Genomic DNA, 19,720 nt, shown 5'->3' with positions numbered 1-19,720 from the left:
TTTTAAAACCAAAAAACCATGAAGAACACTATACTTATATCAATTTTGTTTTTATGCAGTACCCTGGGTTGGTCACAATTTACCACTACGCCCTCTCCTGCACTCGCGAACGCAACGGTCACTTTAAATTTTAATAAAGCAGGCACACCTTTGGCCACAGATACGGGAACATTATATGCTCATATTGGCTTAACGGTCAATGGAGCGCCATGGCAAAACGTAAAAGGAAGCTGGGGAAACAACAGCACACAACCAGCACTAACACTAGTTTCTGGCACAAACTACAAACTAGATCTTGCTCCCGATTTATACACCTCATTTGGAGTTCCTACAACAAGCACCATAACAGCCATTTGTGTCGTAATTCGCAACAGCGCCGGAAACCAACAAACTGCAGATACTTTTTTTAATGTCGGTGCTTTTCAACTGACCCTAAACACTCCCGCAGAAAATAGTACATCCATCATCAATTCTGGAAGCAACTTTACTATTTCAGCATCCAACACAGGCGGAAATTCTAGTTATGTTTTAAAATCAAATGGCGCAACAATCCATTCTAATACAGCGACTACAAATTACAGTAACACCCACAGTAACATACTTTCTAATCAAAATTATGAATTGGTTGTTTCGAATGGGAGCACGACTATCACCAAAAAATTTGCAACTATTGTAAACCCTGGAGCCAGTAGCAAAACCATGCCTGTCGGTATGGAAGACGGAATAAATTATTCGAACACAAATACTACTCAAGCCACTTTGGTCTTGGATGCTCCTTTAAAAGATTTTGTATACGTTGCAGGAAGTTTCAATAACTACCAACCAACTACTGCTTATGCCATGAAGAAAGATCCTACAACGGGTAAATTTTGGTTAACACTATCAGGATTAACTTCGGGTACAGCCTATACCTATCAATATTGGGTAGGCGAAACAACACCTATTGCCAATTCACCAGCAATGGTCAAGACCGCCGATCCTTATTCTACCTTAGTACTATCACCGTTTGATGACCCAACCATTCCTGCTGCTTCATACCCAAACCTACCCGCTTATCCACAAGGGCAAGAGCGTGAAGTAACTGTTTTACAAACCGGACAAACAGCATACGCTTGGAGCACGGCTACCACCAATTTTGTAAAACCTCAAAAAGAAAACCTAATCGTTTATGAAGTTTTGGTGCGTGATTTTGATTCGAATCGAAATTTCCAAGACTTGATTAATAAGATTGATTACTTTAAGAATTTAAAAATCAATGCGATCGAATTATTACCCGTAATGGAATTTGAAGGCAATGAAAGCTGGGGTTACAACACCTCGTTCCACATGGCATTGGACAAATACTATGGAACAGCCAACAAGTTTAAAGAATTTATCGATCTATGCCATCAAAACGGAATCGCAGTTATTCTTGATGTGGCTTTGAACCACGCTTTTGGTCGCAACCCGATGGTGCGCATGTGGATGAACGATCCTGATGGCGACGGTTGGGGATCACCAACAACCGAAAATCCGTTTTTTAATACTGTGGCCAAACACAGTTACAGTGTGGGCGAAGACTTTAACCATCAAGCTACCAAAACCCAATATTATGTAGAGAGAGTAATCAAACAATGGATTCAAGAGTACAAAATTGATGGTTTCCGTTGGGATTTAACCAAGGGGTTTACACAAAATTGTACTGCTGGTGACGAAGCCTGCACCAATGCCTACCAACAAGACCGTGTAGATGTATTAAAAAAATATGCAGATTATTCGTGGAGCTTAGACCCTACACATTATACTATTTTCGAACATTTGGGCACTAATCTAGAGGAGCAACAGTGGGCCAACTACAAAATCAATGAGTCACCAAGCAAGGGAATTATGATGTGGGGTAAAATGACCGACAACTACAACGAACTTTCTATGGGCTATCCTGGCAACATCTCCGGAATTACGAGCAGTAGTCGCGGCTTTACGGCCAATCGATTAATGGGGTATGCCGAGAGTCATGACGAAGAACGATTAATGTATAAAAACCTGCAATATGGAAACAGTGCTAATGCAACACATAATGTCAAAAATTTAGATATTGCATTGTCTAGAATGTCGGCAATTGGAGCAGTTTCACTTTTAGTACCGGGACCAAAAATGATTTGGCATTTTGGCGAATTAGGAATGGAGAATTCTATTTTTTCTTGTAATAATGGGACAGTTAATACTGCCTCAGATACAACTGCTGGCGATTGTAAACTAGACAACAAACCACAGCCACAATGGATAAATAACTGGTTAACAACAAATTCAAGAGCTACTATTTATAACGATTGGGCAAAAATGATTGCTTTAAAAATTACCGAACCTGTTTTTCTAGGTACAGCAACCATTAGTAACAGCGCATCTTTAACTCAAAATATTAAGATCAGCAATCCCAATTTGACAGCTACGCAGCTTAAAGACGTGGTTATCTTAGCCAATTTTGATGTAAGTTCTCAAAACATTACTGCTAACTTTCCGTATGCGGGAACTTGGTACAATTTGATGGACAACACTACAATCAATGTAACAAATACTTCTGGACCGATCACGATTGCCGCAGGTCAGTTCAAAGTATTCGGGAACAAAAATGCTAGCCCATTAAGCAATCCAAATTTCGTTTCAGACAATAATTTGAGTGTATACCCCAACCCTGCTCATGCCACTTTCAAATTGAACAAAGCCGTAAATTTTGTAGAAGTGTATGATCTAACGGGTAAAAGAGTATTACTATTTGAAGGTACATTCGAGTCACAACATGAGTTTTCAATTGCTACCCTTGGATCAGGAATCTATTTGGTAAAAACGAGCAATTCATTAGGGCAAACAAGTATCGTTAAACTGATAAAAAACTAAAAAACAACATTTTGAATACCTTAAAAAACCACTTTTTACTACTACTGATCGCCTTTTTAACATTTGCCACACAGGCTCAGGTTCAAAAAACGGAACCACCTTACTGGTATGCAAGAATGAAAAACAGCTCACTTCAAATTGTGTTTTATGGCCCAAATATCGCAGAAAATGAGGTAAGTGCTCCTACTGTAATTCCGATTCTAGACGTCACAAAAACCGAAAACCCAAATTATCTCTTTGTGACCATTGACACAAAAGGTCTTTTGCCGCAAGAGATTGTTTTTTCTTTTTCGAAAAATAAAAAGAAGCAGTTCACACAACACTATCTTTTGAAGGAACGTAGAGTAAATTCCGCTTTACGCGAAAGCTATTCGAGTGCAGATGTGATGTACCTATTGATGCCAGATCGCTTTGCAAATGGAAATCCAAAGAATGACAACGACAAAACGGTAACCGAAAAAGCCAATAGAACAGCTGAAAACGGCAGACATGGAGGTGATATCGAAGGAATTATCCAGCATTTAAATTATATCCAAGAACTGGGAGCCACGACAGTTTGGTGCACGCCGTTGTGCGTAGACAATGACCCGAGAGGATCGTATCACGGCTACGGACAATCGGATGTGTACCAAATTGACCCACGTTATGGGACCAATGATGACTACTTAAGGCTATCAAATGAGTTACACAAAAAAGACATGAAATTGGTCATGGATTATGTGACCAACCATTGGGGTGCCGAACATTGGATGATTAAAGATTTGCCAACCTACAATTGGATTCATCAATTTCCGGGCTATGCGCAAACCAATTACCGCATGACGACACAGTTCGACCCCAATGCTTCCAAAATTGATGCTCGACTCTGTGCCGATGGTTGGTTTGTAAAATCGATGCCTGATCTGAATCAGTCGCATCCTTTGGTGCTGACCTATTTGACACAAAACGCAATTTGGTGGATCGAGTCGGCCAACTTGGATGGTTTTCGAGTAGATACCTATTCGTACAATGACAAAAAAAGTATTGCAAAATGGACCAAAGCGATTACCGATGAATATCCCAACTTTAATATTGTAGGTGAAGTTTGGATGCAAGACCAAGCACAAATGGCCTATTGGCAAAAAGACAGTAAAATTGCTGCGATTCAAAACTACAATTCCTATTTGCCAAGCGTCATGGACTTCACGTTTATGGATGCAGCAGCCAAGGTTTTTGATGAAAATGAAGCAAGTTGGAACAATGGATTGATTAAGTTGTATGAGAATTTTGCCAACGACTTTTTGTACCCCAATCCCAACAACCTACTTACTTTTGTTGAAAATCACGATACGCAACGCTTTAACGAAATCTATAAAAAAGACATTAAAAAATATGCCATGGCGATGAGCATTTTGGCAACAGTACGCGGAATACCGCAGCTTTATTACGGTTCTGAAATTGGTATGGCGGGAGACAAAAGCAAAGGAGACGGTGCTATTCGACAAGATTTCCCGGGTGGATGGCAAACTGACACCAATAATGCTTTCACACAAGCAGGAAGAACGCAAGAACAGCAACTGTTTTTTGATTTTAGTTCGAAATTATTTCAATGGCGCAAAACCAACGAAGCGGTACAAGTCGGCAAAACCACTCATTACCTTCCGATTGATAATGTGTATGTTTACTTTCGATACACCAACAAAAAAACGGTGATTGTTATAGTGAACAACAATTTACTTTCGAAAAAAATAAAAACAGATCGCTTCCATGAAAACATTCTCGATTTTAAAAACGGAAAAGAAATCCTCACGGGCACCATTTTCAATCTAGAAAATGAAATCACGGTAGCGCCGCAAACTGCAATGATATTCGAATTAGAAAAATAAATCCACTTGAACTGGAATTTTGATTTTATCAATCTAACCTTTAGAGATAGAAAAAATGAAGGTTTTATGATTTATGAAGAGCAGTACTTTATCATTCATGAAGAAGACAAATCATTTTTGAAAAATTATTAAATGCAAAAAGACCGCCGTTATGGCGGTATTTTTGCATATAAAGGACTTTAATAAAAAAGCTATACTTTTAACTAAAATTTGATTTTACTATTTACAAATTCTCAAAAAAGTCATTCCCTTTATCATCTGTAATGATAAAAGCGGGGAAATCTTTGATGGTGATTTTTCGAACGGCTTCCATACCTAATTCGGCGAAATCTACGACTTCTACTTTCAAGATGTTGTCTTGTGCTAAGATCGCAGCAGGACCACCAATTGAACCTAGGTAGAAACCACCGTAAGTGTTACAAGCATTGGTTACGTCTTTGGTACGGTTCCCTTTGGCTAGCATAATCATACTACCGCCGTGCTTTTGGAATTCCTCTACATACACGTCCATACGACCTGCAGTTGTAGGCCCAAAACTACCTGATGGCATTCCGTCTGGGGTTTTTGCAGGACCTGCATAATACACAGGATGATTTTTGAAATACTCTGGCATTGGCTCTCCTGCATCAAGCATTTCTTTGATTCTAGCATGAGCAGCGTCACGAGCCACAATCAAAGTTCCGTTCAATTTCAAACGTGTTTTGATAGGGTATTTGGTCAATTCAGCTAAAACATCAGCCATAGGTCTGTCCAAATCTATTTCTACCGCTGGGTCCAAATGAGGTGCTGTTTCTGGTAATAAACGCGCAGGATTCACTTCTAATTGTTCTACAAAGATTCCGTCTTTGGTAATTTTGCCTTTGATATTTCTATCAGCAGAACAAGAAACCCCCAATCCAACCGGACAAGAAGCAGCATGACGTGGCAAACGAATCACACGTACATCATGGGTGAAGTATTTTCCGCCAAATTGTGCTCCAATGGCACTTTCTTGGCAAATCAATTGCACTCTTTTTTCCCATTCCAAATCACGGAAAGCTTGACCGGCTATGTTTCCTGTAGTTGGTAAATGGTCAAAATAACCCGCAGATGCTTTTTTAACAGCAGATAGATTCGCCTCGGCAGATGTTCCTCCTACCACAAAAGCCAAGTGGTATGGTGGACAAGCCGAAGTCCCTAAATCTTTGATTTTGGCACGAATGAAAGCATCCATAGATTTCTCATTCAACAACGATTTTGTTTGTTGGTACAAATAAGTTTTATTGGCAGAACCTCCACCTTTTGCCAAAAACAAAAACTCATAGGTGTTCCCTTTTTTAGCATAAATATCAATCTGTGCTGGAAGATTGGAACCGGAATTCTTTTCTTCGAACATGCTAATAGGTACGATTTGAGAGTAACGTAAATTACGTTCTTGGTAGGTGTTGAAGATCCCTTTGGATAACCATTCGGCATCATCAACGCCTGTGTAAACGTTCTCCCCTTTTTTGGCCATGACAATCGCTGTTCCTGTATCTTGACAAGAAGGCAATTCTCCCTGAATAGCAACCGCTGCATTTTGCAACAAATTGTAGGCTACAAAACGGTCGTTATCTGTCGCTTCTGGGTCGTCAAGAATGGCTCTTAATTTTTCTAAATGTGCCGTTCTAAGCATAAAAGAAACATCTTTCATGGCTTCTTGCGACAACAACTCTAACCCTTTTGGGTCAACTGTTAGAATTTCACGGTCGCCTAGTTTTTCCACTTTTACAAAATCCGAAGAGATTTTGCGGTATTCTGTATCGTCTTTTAAGATGGGATACGAATCTTGATATATAAAATCCATAATGTGATTGTTGTTTTGTATGTCAAATATAAGAATTGTTGAAGGAACGGGTAGCAATTTATATCAAGAACTCATATAAATTAGTGAAATAAACAAGACTCACTACTACCCCATGTCTACAAACAAAAAAAGCTACAGATTTGATTCTCTGTAGCTTTTTAAAAATGATATTGAAAACATTTATTAATTTACCGAAATTAATTTAATATCAAAAATTAAAACAGAACCCGCTGGAATACCATTATAATCAGCACTTCCGTAGCCTAAAGTCGCAGGAATTAATAAAATACCGCTTCCACCAGCTTTGAAATACGGAATTCCTTCAGTCCAACCTTTAATCACTTGACTCAGACCAAAAGTAGCACTGGCACTTTGATCAAAAACGGTTTTATTAGTGTAGTATCCTTTATACGAAACAGTTACATTTGAAGTTGCGGTAGGATTTACTCCTGTACCTTGATCGGTGATGATATAATACAAACCAGAAGCTGTTTTTGTAGCTGTTAAATTATTATCGGCCAAATACTTTACAATCGTAGCATCATTTGTAGCACTGTATTCTACCGCAATTAGTTTTATTTCGAACACCAAAACTGATCCCGCAGGAATATTTCCATTAGCAGAATCACCATAAGCTAGACTTGCTGGAATAATAAGAATTCCTTCTCCTCCCTCTTTAAAAAAAGGAATCCCTTCTATAAATCCTTGTATAAGTCCTTGCAAATTGATCGAAAATCCTTCATCACTACTTTGACCAATAATCGTTTTATCAGTATAATATTCTTTATATGTAATGGTCACATTTGAGGTTGCGATAGGTTGCTTACCCGTACCTGGCTTGTTCACCACATAATACAAACCCGAATCAGTCCTAGTCGCATTGAGGCTATTTGCCGCTACATAGGCTTTAATTTCTGCTTCATTTTCAACCGAATAATCTTTGGCAGGAGTCACATCATCTTTACTACACGATATAAATAGGAAGGCAGCAATTGCCATAAATGCATATTTCATAAGAGAAAATAATTAAAAATTAGAGAAAACAAATATAACGTATTGCATACAAACAGAAACAAAATCTATATCGAATAAAAAAACCAAAACAATACAAGCTTTAACAGTATCATTTTGGTTTTAAAACCTATTGCATCAGCAATTGAAATTTAACGTAGCAAACTTGCTACCAAAAATAAGATTACAAATCCTATTGCGATGTACTTTGCGTATTTATTCATTTTTAAACTATTTAGATTATTATTTATTTCGAATTAAAAAAACCAACTGGCAACAAATATAGCTGTTACTACGCAAATTGCATCAACCAAAAGCATGGTTCCTAAGGCATAACGCGTGTTTTTGATATTGACCGAACCAAAGTAAACAGCAATTACATAAAAAGTACTTTCGGCACTACATTGAAAAATACTACTCAAACGCCCAGTCAAAGAATCGGCTCCAAACGTACTCATAGAATCTAATAAAAACCCTCTCGAACCTGCAGAACTAAAAGGTCTAAGCAAAGCCACTGGCAAGGCATCAACAATTCCTTTGTTTACACCTAAGTTCGAAAATACATATCCAAGACCGTTGCTAATGATTTCGAACAAACCACTATTTCTGAACAGCGAAATTGCTACCAACATTCCTAAAACATAAGGAAAGATAACTACACCGGTTTTTACACCATTGTTAGCTCCAACTACAAAACTTTCAAAAACGGTTGTACTTGCTTCAGTAAATTTCTTTTCATGTTTGAATGAAAAAATTAAGGTAAAAGCAATAATTCCGACCAAGATTAAACCAGAAAGGTTATTGGTAAAATAGTTTTTGCCAATCAAATCCAATTGGTTCACATACATCAACAAACCAATAATAGCTCCAATTAAGGCCATTAATACCCCAACTAAAGAAGCACTTTTGAAATTGATTTTTTGTTTGATTCCCACGATTAAGAAAGCGGCAATGGTACCTATGAACGAAGTAATAATACAAGGTAACATCACATCGGCCGGATTGGCAGCCCCTGCAGCTGCACGATACCCAATGATAGATGTTGCTATTAATGTCAATCCTGACGCATGTAAGCACATGAACATAATTTGCGCATCACTCGCACGGTCTTTTTCGGGATTAAGCTCTTGCAAACTTTCCATAGCTTTCAACCCAAATGGGGTTGCAGCCGAATCAAGTCCTAAAAAGTTAGCTGCAAAGTTCAAGGTCATGTATGAAATCGAAGGGTGGTTTTTGGGGATACTCGGAAATACTTTTACAAAAACAGGACTCAATACAATAGCCAATTTTCCTGAAGCCCCAGAAATAATCAAGAGTTCCATCAATCCACAGAAGAAAGCCAAGTAAGCAATCAAAGGTAAAATGATGTCTACCAAAGTGCTCTTGCACGTTGGCAATAAACCATCTGATTTTTGAACACCGCTGTAGATTTTTACGGTTTTGCTTGTGTAGACATAAGTCGTGTCTGGATTTGAAAGATCACGGTTGACTACAAATGTATTCTCTGGCGCAGCCGTAATACTATCCTTTAAATAAACCGGAAGCTGTTCTAAATATTTTTCAGAGACCAAAACCTTATCTCCTTTAACTCCATTTAAAACAAAATCAATAGTATAGGTATTGGCAGTAAACAGACTCACTACAATAAAAATAATCGATGAAATAAAAATTACTAACCAAAATCTACTTAAAACCATATTCTTTTATTTTTTGTAAATGTAATGAATCAAAGTTCAAGTTCAAAAATCAACTTCAAAGTTCAAAAATCAAGTTCAAAAAAACTACAAACAAACTTTTATTAAATTTTATGCTTTGCATAAAATCAACGCATTGTCAAAGTATTAAAGTTTTGAGCTTGACTTTTGATATTTAATTTTTGATTTCTGATTTCTGCTAAACGTGAATTATCTCCTCCTCTATCAACAAATCTTCTCTTCGTAATCTCAAGAAAATTTGTGCTACGGCGATGGTATCTTTTTCGCAATAGGTAACTATTCGATCAATGTCTTTTTCGACATAAAAAACATGTCCTACTTGACTACCATCAATATCACCTTTTGGAGAAGGAATACCAAGGACTTTGCACATCAATTTGAGTGAGGTATAATGTTTATAATCACCAAATTTCCATAACTCTAAGGTATCGAGATGCGGAATCTCCCATGGTTTTTTGCCAAATAAATTCAGTTTGTTGGGTATCGCGATTTGGTTGATAATCATACGTCTAGCCAAAAACGGAATATCAAATTCTTTGGCATTGTGGCCGCATATTACATGTTGCGGTCCGTTGAAGTGGTTGTTGAGCAGGTTATTAAAATCATGAAGTAATTTTTTTTCTTCACCAAAAAACGACGTCACTCTAAAATTTCGAACATCGCCTTTGATTACAAAAAACCCAACCGAAATACAGACAATTTTGCCAAATTCGGCCCAAATTCCAGCACGATCATAATATTCTTCTGCCGTAAAATCTTCTTTTCGTTGGTACTGCGTTTTTTGCTCGTACAATGCTTGCACCTCATCATCTAATTCCTGAAAATCTTCGTTTTCGGGAACGGTTTCTATATCTAAAAACAGAATATGGTTCAAATTAATTTTTTCGATCATAATTTTATTTTTTTTCGAGGCTTAGCATTTTATAGGTTTCTTCAAGATAAACGGTAAAATCATCCGTTTCGGCCTTTCCCTTGGTACTGCGAATGTTGTGATGTCCTAATCGAACAATAATCAATTCGTCTGCAGGAATAGCGATTACATATTGTCCCAAATGTCCTTTCATGTAGAATACTTTTTTACCGTTGAAGGTACTCAGCCACCAACCGTAACCGTAATTTGGTGATTGCTCAAACCTTGGTGTTACCGACTTTTCGACAAATGTACTGTCCAAAAGTTGTTTGCCATTCCAGTTCCCTTTTTGCATATATAATTTTCCAAAACGAGCAAAGTCCCGTGCATTACTGGCAATACAGCAATAGGCTTTTACCAATCCGTTTGGCGCATCGGTTTGCCACAAAGCGTCACTCTCTGCTCCCATGGGTTTCCAAAAAGATGCTGAAACGTAATTAGCCAACTTTTGTCCTGTAGCTTTTTCGATACACATGGCCAACAATTGCGTATTCCCGCTCAGGTATTTATAACTTTTACCAGGTTCTTCAATTCCTTTTAATCCTAAAATTAATTCATACAGATTGCTATCAAAATAGGCTTGAGTAGTGATCGAAAGTGGATTAAAATACGACTCATCCCAATTAAGACCAGAAGCCATGGACGACAAATCTCCCACCGTCATATTTACAGACTTACCTTGATTAAAAGTCGGAAAAAAATCAGAAACTTTTTGGTCCAAACTAGCAATCTTTCCATCCATGATTGCTTTACCTAAGGCCGCAGAAACGATACTTTTCGCCATCGAAAAAGAGTTCGATTTCGAATCCTTAGAATACTCATCATAGTAGCTTTCGTGCCAAATACTGTCTTTTTTAATTATTAAAAAAGCAACAGTACCAATGTCTTTATGTAGGTTTTCTAATATTTGGGTGCCTTTGACTTGGTTGCAATTTTTAGCGATTTTCCATGGTTGTAGGATGCCCCCTTTTGCAATTATAGTGTTATCGAAATAGTTGTAATCGTCTAAAAAAGCTGTTTTATGCCCGTTTAGATAGGTAACTCTAACGGCTTTGATCAAGTATTCTTTTTGAAATACAAAGAGTCCTACCACGAGCAGTACCAATAATCCTAAGAAACGGATAAGCAGTTTTTTTAACAATTTCATTTTTTGCAGTTAAGTGTTTGAAACGAATTTACCAAAAAACTAGCAAACTACTTCACTTTAAAACAAACTTTGTTGGGCAGAAGGATTTTCATGTTCTAGCAGCCATTTTTTTCGGCCAAGTCCTCCTGCGTAGCCCGTGAGCGACCCATCACTCCCGATCACACGGTGGCAAGGAACTACAATCCACAACGGATTTTTCCCATTAGCAGCCGCTACTGCACGAATGGCTTTGACATCTCCTAATTTTTTAGATAATTCGAGATACGACATTGTTTTTCCGAATGGAATATTCTCCAATTCTCGCCAGACTTTCTGTTGAAAATCAGTGCCTTTTGGGTTGAGTTTCAAATCGAATTCTATTCTTTTACCTTCAAAATAATCGGATAATTGTTGAACAGACTCCTGTAAAATAGCTGGAATAGTGTTCGAAACCTCACCATCATACTTTACGCTGATAGCGGACAGACCATTTTGATCACCAACAATTTTGGCAATTCCAAGAGGTGTTTTAATATAGACGGTTTCCATGATTGCTACAATTGAATGTTAATGTACATAAAGTTATTCACTAATATCTAAAATCATGTCATTACCGTTTGGCATTATATAACAATCGCATTAAACTCGGAAAAACCATAAGTAACATAGGTAATCCTACTACAAAACCACCAATCACAGCCACTGCCAGAGGTTGCTGCATCTGAGCACCTAATCCCAAACCTAATGCCAATGGCATAAGTGCCAAAATAGCTCCAATGGCCGTCATTAATTTTGGTCGAATTCGCAAAGCAATTGCATAATTAATAGATTGATCAATATTATTATTGTTCTGTTCCATGTTAAATCGAAATTGGGCTACCGTAAAAATGGCATTTTCGGATAAGATCCCTACAATCATAATTATTCCAGTATAACTACTTACATTCAGCGGAATATTCGTGAGGTACAAAGCAATAATACAACCACAGATACCCATCACTGAAATAAATAATAGTAACAAAGACAGTAACCATTCTTTGAATAAAAACAAAAACACACCAAATACTAAAAGTGAAGCGAGTAAAAGAATCAACATTAACTCTTTGAACGATTGTTGCTGTTCTGCATACGCACCTCCATAAGCAATAGAATAACCTTTGGGTAAGGATAATTTTGTATTTAATTTTTGTTGTATTTCAGCAATAGCACTACCCAAATCACGATTATCCAAACGGGCAGTTAGAACTACACAGGATTTTAAATTTTCTCTGCGTTGTTCATTTTCTCCTTTGACCACTTTCACATCACAAAAGAAAGTCAAAGGCCTTGTAGTACCATCTGGCAAGAAAATTAGTTGTTGTTTTATTTTCTCAAGGTTGTTTGCATTCATATCAGCGTAGCGCATGATAATTCTTCGCATTTGTTCTCCTTCTTGAATTTGACCGACTTGAATTCCAGCAGTCATGGCAGCTTGCGCAGGCGAAGGAACAGGCTGATTGGCATTACTACCCAAGGTAACACCACCTGTATAAGCGGACAATTGGGTTTGAAAATCAAGCAAGGAAATTTTATATTGCGTTAAGACTTCTTGATTGGGCATAAAAATCAAAGAAGGGCCTGCAAGTCGCATTCCATTATCAATATCAGCTACACCAGAAATGGTGCCTATTATTTCTTCGGCTTGTTTGGAAATATGTTGCAACTGTTCGTAATTATCACCAAAAAACTTTACTTCAATTGGAGATGGAGTAGACATTAAATCGCCTAGTAAATCGGCAATTCGCTGTCCAAATCCAATGTGTAGTACGGGTTGTTTGGCAGCAATTGCTTTTCGTAAATCATCAATCACATCAACAGTAGTTTTACTTCTATTGTTTTTAAGTTGTATCGAATAATCTCCAAAATTTTGCGGTACAGTACTAAAGGACATTCGGATACCCGTTCTACGGCTGTAGGTTTCTACATCTGGATGCGCAATAATTATTTTTTCAACTTCATTGAGTACCCTATCCGTTTCTTTTAGCGATGTTCCCTCGGGCATAAAATAATCCAAAACGATTGTTCCTTCGTCCAAATCAGGAAGAAAACCCGTTTCCAATTTGCTAAAACTGAACCAAGCCGCTACAATGAAAAAGAAAATCATTGAAAAAGAAAAAATAGGTTTGTCAAAAAACCAAGTGAGCCAACGTAGCTTTTGCTTCGAATCTTCCTCTTTAACCAGATGTGAATTTTTGGGTTGCTTAAACCCAATAAGAATGTGAATCACGGGCAATAACAACCAGGTCACCAAAAAGGACGTAATCATCGTTAATTGCATAGTATCTGAAAGCTCTTTAAAGAAACTACCAGCCAATCCACTCATCATTCGAAAAGGAAAATGAATTACTATCGTTGCCAATGAAGATCCAATCATAGCAGGAAAAAGGTCATGAATGGCTTCTTTTACAACATCATAACGGTCTTTATTGGGGTCTTCTTCGTGTTTGCGGTAAATTTGTTCAATGATCACAATGGCATCATCTATTATCAAACCTATCGAAGCCGCGATGGCTCCCAATGACATGATATTTATCGAAATTCCAGATAAATATAATACAAGGATGGTAAAGGCCAAGGTAACCGGAATAGTAATCATCACCACCAAACTAGCTCTCCAAGACTTCAAAAAGAAAATCATAACAATAATGGCCAAAAACAATCCTTCATAAATAGTTTTGATTACACTATGAACACTTTCTCCAACAAAATTGGATTGGTCATAGTATGGTTTTAGTACCATCCCTTCAGGCAATTGTTTTTGAATTTCAGCAGCCTTACTTTGACAATCATTAGCAAAATCAATTAAATTAACTCCCGGTTGTTTTATTAAATCAATTATTACTGCATCATGTCCATTGGCATTGACCACCACAAATTCCACCTGTTCTTTTATTTCGACTTTGGCAATATCTTTTAGTTTAATGAGTCTTGTTCCGTCATTCTTGATAACCGTATTTTCAAGTTGGTCGAAATCCAAAATACGAGTATCCGTTAACGATAAATACAATCTATCATAATTTTCAACGGAACCATTGGACAATACATAGTTATTGTTGTTGAAAACTGTAATAATGGTATTGGGAGTAATCCCCAAAGTAGCCATTTTTGTGGCATTGGGAACAATTACAAATTCTTTATTTTTTCCACCTCTAACGATGGTGTTTGAAATCCCTTCCACTTGCGAAAATAAAGGTCGCACAATCAAATTGGCTTTGTCTTTCAATGCAACCAAACTATGTGTTTTGCTTTCTAAAGTAAAACCATAAACTGGAAATGTCGATTGATTCATCGCCTCGCTAGCAATACTAACACCTTGAGGCAAAAAGTTTTTTATTTCATTAATCCGACTTTCCAATTGTGTTTTAGCGTCATAAACATTAGTACCCCAGTCAAAAAAAACATCAATCACACAATTCCCTCTACTGGTCGTACTTTTGACAATCGTAACACCTTTGACTTTTTTTACAGCACTTTCCAGTGGCTTTGTCACCGTAATCATCATGCGGTCAATTGGTTGTTGACCAGCATCAGCGATTAAAGTAATTCTTGGAAATAGTACTTCAGGAAAAAGATTGGTTTGCATTTTGGAATAGGAATAAATTCCCGCCAATAATAGCAACAGTCCTACAAATAGGATTGGTTTTTTGAATATTTGAAATATATTTTGCTTTTTCATTTTTCTTTGGTAGTTGCTATTTTTACTAAAGAATTATCGGGTAATTCATAATTCCCCTCACTTATGATTCTATCTTCAGGATTTAATTTTGGGGAAAGAATTTCTATCCATTCCTTATTTTTATTTCCTATTGTTACCAATTGTTTCACAGCAATACTATCATTCTTAATTATCATTATCCAAAATTCTTTCATCATTTCATCACTAGAGACACATGATTTTGGGAGTAATTGTTGACCACTTTGCCCTCCTTTATTTAGGCTCACTTTTACGATCATATTTTCGGGTAGGAATAGCGTTTTGTTGCACTTTGCCAAAATCGTTTGTGTTTGTGCATTGACATTCATGGCCATCAAGGCTTTTGTAAAAATGGCAGTATACTTCAAATTATTGGGTAAAATGATCGTACACGTTTTCCCCGTTTGAGTATAAGCAGTATATTCAAATGGTACATTTACCTGAAATATCAAATCATTACTTTCGGCGATAGTACACAATAAGGCACCTTCCAAAACATAATCGCCCGCTTGTTGTTTGTCTAGTGTCGTAATGATACCGCTCGCTGATGCTTTAATTTTGATGATACCAAACCCATTAAGAGAATCGTCAATTTTTGAAACATTGTTTCCTAATGCTCGACTTTCTTTCGATTCTAACACATACAGTAAATCTCCTTTCTTTACTTGGTCTCCTAATTTTACATGCACTTGAGTAATAAATGCAGGTATAGAAGCGGTAACCAAATTTCGTTTTAAATAAGCCGTAGTTCCAAACAAAGTCAGTTCATCATTAATTGATCCTTGCATTACCCTTGCTACCTTTACCAGTGTTTTGGGCGTTTCGACTACCTCATCGGTGGTTTCAGTCTTTTTCCCGCAAGAGAACAAGAGCAAAGTTATTACCGTCAAAAAATATAGTTTATAGTGTTTCATTTTTATATTATGTTGTTTACCAGTTCCAGTAATTGTAGGCATTAATAAGTAATTGTTGCTGTGAAATCAAGATTGCATTATCACGCTGTAGCATTGACATATTTTTCAAAACCGTGATATAATTTATAATAGTTAACTGTCCCGAAAAAATCTCTTTTTTATACGTTTTTAGTAATGAGTCATAGTCTTTGAGTTGCTGCTCTGCAATTGCAATTCGGCTAGAAAAGGATTCAATTTCTGCCTCTATTTTTGATTTCCGAATAGTATTTTGCGAAATAAAATTGTCTTTGTAAAAGGAAATAGACTCTTCTAATATTTTCGTTTTCCTTTGAGTCAATTGCTTTTGACCACCATCAGAAAAATTATACGTAAAACTCAAACCTGCACTCAAGCCAAATCGGTTGGGTATCGTGGGCGCATAAGTCGCATTGAGCCCTGTATTGGCATAAAGGTTAATTTGTGGTTTGTATTTTAATTCAAATATTTTTTGCTGCGCGACCAAATTAATACTGTCCAACCGGTATTTCTCCATAAACATTGATTTGGTACTGGTACTAGTCAAACTCAGTTCTATATTTTGCAGTTCATGTAATTCTGTATCCTTAATGCCGCAAAGAATGTTTAAGTCCATTAAATCTCTGCGATAATTGGCTTTGAAAGTAGTCAATTGCGCTACAAAATTTTGATGTTCGATACTTAATAAGGAAAGATCCGATTGTTTATAAATGCTGCTTTCAACCAATTTCCTTAAAATCTCTTTTTGATCTGCCAATAATTTGACCATTGATTCCGCATAGCCTGTTTGTTTATTGTCTTGCAAACATAAAATGTATTGATCGCTTACAATTTTCTCCAAATCATGTTCTGTTAATTGGGCATTATTTTGACTTATTTGAGATGCAACGGCCACTTGTTCACTAGCTGTTTTATAACGTATCCCATTAAATAAAGGCTGTGTAACATTTAACATTGCCTGATACGCTCCACCATTGGAATAAGCCAAATCATAACCATAATACTTAGTCGCTCCAGCTGAATTGGCTTCGAAAGTGGTTTTGTTATTGTCTCTAGAAACAAGTGGCGAAAACAAATAATTGGCTGTAACACCAATTTGGGCTTTGGTATAGAAAGCTTTTAGCCTCTCTATTTCTAATTGATTGCTTTTATTGACTAGTTTATTGTCATTTATTAAAGGACTATTTTGTTTGGCTGCCGTGTTGTAATAACCCAAATCATTCTGCGCTATAACACATTCGAATGAAAATAATAGAACAACAATAGGCATCACCATAATTAGTAAACGTGTTTTTATCATGGTTTAATCTTTTTCTTCTAATAAATACTTCCCATTCGCATCAAAGACAATTTCTTTTCCAGGGATTTGAATTTCATAAGTAATTGTTCCGCTAGCAGTTGTTATTTTCTCATAACCCTGCATTTTCTCTTTAGGATAATTTGCTTTGATGTAGTTAGGAATAGTCGCTCCATTTGGCAACAAATCCTTTGTGATGACCAATTCTGTTTCAGTAATAACCGCATTTTCATCATAGGATACAGCACCTTTTTCAGTAGATTCTTTGTATTTTACTTCCCAAAATGGTGGCTCATCATTCCATTTTAAGATAATTGCATAAGGATGCGATTTTACAAAAGCCATTTTTATATTTTCCGGAACTTCTCTACTAGTGCTGGACTGTTTGCAAGCGGTGAACGCAAACAATACAGTAAGTAGAAGAATTAAATTTTTCATTTTCGTATATTTTAGTCCAAACTTACTATACGATTTAGAAGAAATTTAGAATTTGCGAAAGTCTATAGTGAAACAATGAAAATTATGGTTGAAATTATATCGAATAGTCCAGTCGTTACTATCTACAATTTTCTTAACAATAGCCAAACCTAAACCATTACCATGCTCGGATGTATTTGACTTTGAGAATCGATTAAATAATTTATCTGTTGTCAACGTAGTAGGAAGTCCCGTATTCGAAAAAGAAAGTAATTGATTGGAAAACGTGATCGTAATTTGTCCGTTTGAAATATTGTGTTTCAAGGCATTAAGAAACAAATTACTAATTAAAACCTCTGCTAACACAGGGTTTGACACAATGCTAAACGATGGGTCAATATCCGTTTTAATCGAAATGTTTTTGGCAGCTGCTTGCTCTATAAAAAAGCCAAGATTCTTTTCTATAGCCTCTTTCAAATAGAAAGTTTGCTTATTGGCGTAATGATCATTTTCGATTTTAGAAAGCAACAAAAGATTTTTGTTCAAACGATTCAGTTTTGAAACGTTATCATTCAAAGATGACAAAATCTCGGATTGCTCTTGTGTCACATCATTACGCTGAATGAGTGTATCAATTTTAGCCTGAAACACGGCTAATGGAGTTTGCAATTCATGAGCAGCATTTTCAATAAATTCCCTTTGACCTCTATAGATGGAAGTATTCTTTTCGATCAATTTTTGAATACTTTGATTCAAACGGTTAAATTCTTCTGTATCCGTTTCTGCAAATTGTGGTAAGTTTGACTTATCTATTTCAAATTGTTCAATTTGCAATAATGTTTTGTAAAAGGGTTTCCATAGATTAAGAGATAGCCTTTTCGAAATAAAAAATAAACCAATAAGCAACAACGAAATGATGACCAAAAATAAGATGGCGATACTCTCGATTAAATCAGATGTTTCTACCAAATTTATTCTTGCCGAATAGGTATATGACTTGCCTTCAATTTTTATAGGCAAACGCAATTCTCTATAAGGTTCATTTTCATTATACAATGTATCATAATAAAAGGTATAAAAAAGGGAATCTTTTTTCAGTGAAGTTGCCTTAATAATTTTGATATCACGATTGAATTTATTCCAAATTGGAACATCGGTTGTTTTAAGATTTTTTACAGAATATTGAATAAATTCATTTTTATGAAGTAGTAAGGCTTCATCGGCATCATCGATATATAGTTTTTCGATTAGAATATAAAATAATGGAGCGGCCACTAGTAATAATAGCAGTGCAAAAATAAGATACGCTTTTGATGTTTTATGTAAAAGTTTTTTACTCATTTTGCCATTTATAACCTAGTCCATAAACCGTTTTAATGTAATCTATGATTCCAGCTTCCTTCAATTTATTTTTTAAGTTCTTAATGTGTGCATAAACAAAATCGTGATTGTCTAGCATATCGGCCATATCTCCCGAAAGGTATTCTGCAATAGCGCTTTTTGAAAGTACTCTGTCTTGATTTCCAATTAAGTACAAAAGTAAATCGAGTTCTTTTTTTGTAACATCGAGTTTTCTACCGTTTACCTTAACCGTTTTCGAAAGGATATCAATTTCAATCTCGTTGAAGGTTACAAAATTGTTTCCTTTAAATTTTTTTCTCCGAATAATAGCTTGGGTTCGTACTAATAATTCAGACAGATGGAAAGGCTTGGTTAAAAAATCATCCGCACCCAAAGTAAGTCCTTCGATACGAGTTTCTAATGTTTCTTTTGCAGAAATAATAATAATCCCTTCCGATTTGTTCTGTCTCTTTATTTCTTTCAAAACTTCAAGTCCATTTCCGTCGGGCAAAGTCAAGTCCAACACGATACAGTCGTATTCATAATTAGAGATTTTATCAATCGCAATCTTCACTTTATCTGTCCACTCACAAATAAAGTCGTTTCCTGACAGATACGATTTAATACTTTCTGCCAATTCTTTTTCATCTTCAATAAGTAGAATTTTCATAATACAA

General features: G+C 36.3%; 15 protein-coding genes. 3 read left to right on the top strand and 12 right to left on the bottom strand.

Annotation, left to right across the window (positions count from 1 at the left end):
* Positions 1-18 precede the first annotated feature (18 nt).
* Genes M2326_RS02725 through M2326_RS02715 form a run of 3 tightly spaced genes read left to right on the top strand, consistent with a single transcriptional unit; the run spans position 19 to position 4,871 of the window.
* Entirely contained in the window at positions 19-2,874 is a 2,856-nt protein-coding gene (locus M2326_RS02725) for an alpha-amylase family glycosyl hydrolase (RefSeq protein ID WP_264618016.1), read from the top strand.
* An 11-nt stretch (positions 2,875-2,885) separates the two neighbouring features.
* Positions 2,886-4,739 (top strand): glycoside hydrolase family 13 protein, encoded by a 1,854-nt coding sequence (locus tag M2326_RS02720; RefSeq protein WP_264618015.1) that lies wholly within the window; start codon positions 2,886-2,888, stop codon positions 4,737-4,739.
* Positions 4,740-4,745: 6 nt separating this feature from the next.
* A complete protein-coding gene (locus tag M2326_RS02715) occupies positions 4,746-4,871 on the top strand; it encodes a hypothetical protein (RefSeq protein ID WP_264618014.1) in 126 nt (41 codons plus the stop codon).
* Between the two features lie 91 nt (positions 4,872-4,962).
* On the opposite strand, the gene M2326_RS02710 is transcribed toward M2326_RS02715, so the two are convergent.
* The 12 genes from M2326_RS02710 to M2326_RS02655 all read right to left on the bottom strand — a co-directional run bounded on the left by M2326_RS02710 (position 4,963) and on the right by M2326_RS02655 (position 19,713).
* A complete protein-coding gene (locus M2326_RS02710; RefSeq protein ID WP_264618013.1) occupies positions 4,963-6,564 on the bottom strand; it encodes a fumarate hydratase in 1,602 nt (533 codons plus the stop codon).
* Between the two features lie 183 nt (positions 6,565-6,747).
* Entirely contained in the window at positions 6,748-7,578 is an 831-nt protein-coding gene (locus M2326_RS02705) for an FKBP-type peptidyl-prolyl cis-trans isomerase (protein WP_264618012.1), read from the bottom strand.
* 254 nt (positions 7,579-7,832) lie between these two features.
* Positions 7,833-9,272: a nucleoside recognition domain-containing protein gene (locus tag M2326_RS02700; protein WP_264618011.1), complete on the bottom strand. Its 1,440-nt coding sequence runs from the start codon at positions 9,270-9,272 to the stop codon at positions 7,833-7,835.
* 196 nt (positions 9,273-9,468) lie between these two features.
* On the bottom strand, positions 9,469-10,182 hold the full coding sequence (locus M2326_RS02695) for a 3'-5' exonuclease (protein WP_108739692.1): 714 nt from the start codon (positions 10,180-10,182) through the stop codon (positions 9,469-9,471).
* Between the two features lie 4 nt (positions 10,183-10,186).
* Complete coding sequence (locus M2326_RS02690) at positions 10,187-11,347, bottom strand: serine hydrolase domain-containing protein (RefSeq protein WP_264618010.1); 1,161 nt, start codon at positions 11,345-11,347, stop codon at positions 10,187-10,189.
* Positions 11,348-11,404: 57 nt separating this feature from the next.
* Entirely contained in the window at positions 11,405-11,875 is a 471-nt protein-coding gene (locus M2326_RS02685) for a methylated-DNA--[protein]-cysteine S-methyltransferase (protein WP_264618009.1), read from the bottom strand.
* 61 nt (positions 11,876-11,936) lie between these two features.
* Positions 11,937-15,041: an efflux RND transporter permease subunit gene (locus M2326_RS02680; RefSeq protein ID WP_264618008.1), complete on the bottom strand. Its 3,105-nt coding sequence runs from the start codon at positions 15,039-15,041 to the stop codon at positions 11,937-11,939.
* A complete protein-coding gene (locus M2326_RS02675; protein WP_264618007.1) occupies positions 15,038-16,015 on the bottom strand; it encodes an efflux RND transporter periplasmic adaptor subunit in 978 nt (325 codons plus the stop codon). Before M2326_RS02675 ends, M2326_RS02680 begins: the two co-directional genes overlap by 4 nt.
* Positions 15,990-17,288, bottom strand: a complete 1,299-nt coding sequence (locus M2326_RS02670) for a TolC family protein (RefSeq protein ID WP_264618006.1) — start codon at positions 17,286-17,288, stop codon at positions 15,990-15,992. Before M2326_RS02670 ends, M2326_RS02675 begins: the two co-directional genes overlap by 26 nt.
* Positions 17,289-17,291: 3 nt before the next feature.
* Positions 17,292-17,723 (bottom strand): hypothetical protein, encoded by a 432-nt coding sequence (locus tag M2326_RS02665; RefSeq protein ID WP_264618005.1) that lies wholly within the window; start codon positions 17,721-17,723, stop codon positions 17,292-17,294.
* A gap of 45 nt (positions 17,724-17,768) precedes the next feature.
* The gene (locus tag M2326_RS02660) at positions 17,769-19,043 is read right to left on the bottom strand and encodes a sensor histidine kinase (RefSeq protein ID WP_264618004.1); all 1,275 of its coding nucleotides are present in this window, start codon (positions 19,041-19,043) and stop codon (positions 17,769-17,771) included.
* Positions 19,036-19,713, bottom strand: coding sequence for a response regulator transcription factor (locus tag M2326_RS02655; RefSeq protein ID WP_264618003.1), 678 nt, complete (start codon positions 19,711-19,713; stop codon positions 19,036-19,038). Before M2326_RS02655 ends, M2326_RS02660 begins: the two co-directional genes overlap by 8 nt.
* Positions 19,714-19,720 lie beyond the last annotated feature (7 nt).

Source organism: Flavobacterium psychraerolatum (genome assembly GCF_025960985.1).
In the GTDB taxonomy this organism is placed as follows: Bacteria; Bacteroidota; Bacteroidia; order Flavobacteriales; family Flavobacteriaceae; genus Flavobacterium.
This window is presented reverse-complemented; position numbering and strand designations above follow the sequence as displayed.